Here is a 1,569-nt window from a genome sequence, read left to right on the forward strand (position 1 = left end):
GAAACTGGGCGTGGACCTGCCCCAGGACAAGCGCCTGCGCCACCTGTGCGAGGCCGTGCTGGCCGACCCCACGCACTACGAGACACTGGCCGAATGGGCGCAGGACACCGGCGCCAGCCCCCGCACCGTGGCCCGGCTGTTCCGCTCGGAACTGGGCAGCACCTTCACGCAGTGGCGCCAGCAGGTGATCCTGGCCAAGGCCGTCTCGCTGGCCGCCGGGCACATGCCCATGGGCCAGATCGCCGCCGAGCTGGGCTACAGCCCGAGTGCCTTCAGCGCGATGGTGCGCAAGTCGGTGGGGCAGCCGCCAGGGCGGTTTCTGGTGTCCTGAGGGGGAAGTTCGTTGAAGAAATAAAGGTGTCGAAATCGTCGTCAGGCAAGGCGCAAGCCACAGCGATAGCCGTAGCTGTCGCGAGGATTGACAACGCAGCATGGCGGCGATTTCGGCATCTGTATGAAACGAATTTCCCACTCAGGACGCTAGGGCAGCAGCAGCCCATGCCGGCATGATGGAGGCGAGCGCAGGGTGCCAGTACCATGCGGACAGCATGACACCCCTTCGCACTCCACGCGCTGTTCTTTCTCTGCTCCTGGCGGCGCTGGCGTACGCAACCACCGCGCTGGCCCACGCTGCGCCGCTGGACGTCACACCCGACACACTGATCGAACGCGCCAACCTGCTGCGCGACGCACGCGAGCGCCCCTGGGACCCGACCACGGGCCGGCTGGGGAATCTGCGGCATGTGCACATCATCGCCAACGACTGCACGGTGCGTGTGGTGTCGGGCGCGGAGAACCGGCTCTTCCTGGGGCGGGGGACGTTCCAGGTGGCCGACACCACCTACGGCGCGGACCTCCAGGGCGGCAACCGCCCAAGGCCGTATGACGTGACGATCAGCGCAGGACAGGGTGCTTCGGCCATCCCGCGCGTGGGCGCTGACAACACCGCCGTGTGCTTCACGCTGCAACTGGCCACGGCCCATGAACTGCTGCTGCGCGGCGACAACCTGAGGGTGGTGTTCGACCGGGTGGACCTGCCGGTATTGCGCGTGAGCCTGAACCCCAGCCACGGCATGAAGCTGTGGTTCCATGGGGTGCGCCTGGGCCTGCTGAGCGTGAGCTCGAACGCCTCGGTCGTGGCGGGTGGCACGGGCCAGGTCCAGTGGCTGCAGCTGGCCAGCTCGCAAAGCAGCACATCGCTGCTATTCCACGACCTGGATGTGCGCCATGCGGGCGTGACCGCCACCACCACCGGGGCACGGTTTTCCATCCGAATTGGTGCAGACACGGACGCAGGCTATTACCAGCCCGCCCGCGCCCCGGGCAACCTGGCGCGCCTGTACCCGATCTGGATCGACGGCACGGTCAGCGCGCTGAAGGTGCCCGCAGGCAGCGTGCACTCCATGCCCCTGACCAGCAGCTTGCGCGATGAAACCCGCGCGCTGCAGCAAGACGTGATGGGCCGCGCGGGCCCCCGGCCGGTGCTGCCAGCGCCCGACCCGGGCTCTCCACCGCCCCCTGGCGCGCAGGCGGCAAGCGGCGAGCCCGTCTCACCGCGCCAGCGGGTCA

General features: G+C 68.5%; 2 protein-coding genes. Both read left to right on the forward strand.

The window, feature by feature from the left end:
- A partial coding sequence (locus ACDELDRAFT_RS22315) for a helix-turn-helix domain-containing protein (protein ID WP_005801090.1) occupies window positions 1-331 on the forward strand: 331 nt, incomplete at its 5' end.
- A 217-nt stretch (window positions 332-548) separates the two neighbouring features.
- A partial coding sequence (locus tag ACDELDRAFT_RS22320) for a hypothetical protein (protein ID WP_157764963.1) occupies window positions 549-1,569 on the forward strand: 1,021 nt, incomplete at its 3' end.

The sequence above is a fragment of the Acidovorax delafieldii 2AN genome, assembly GCF_000175235.1.
GTDB lineage: Bacteria > Pseudomonadota > Gammaproteobacteria > Burkholderiales > Burkholderiaceae_C > Acidovorax > Acidovorax delafieldii_B.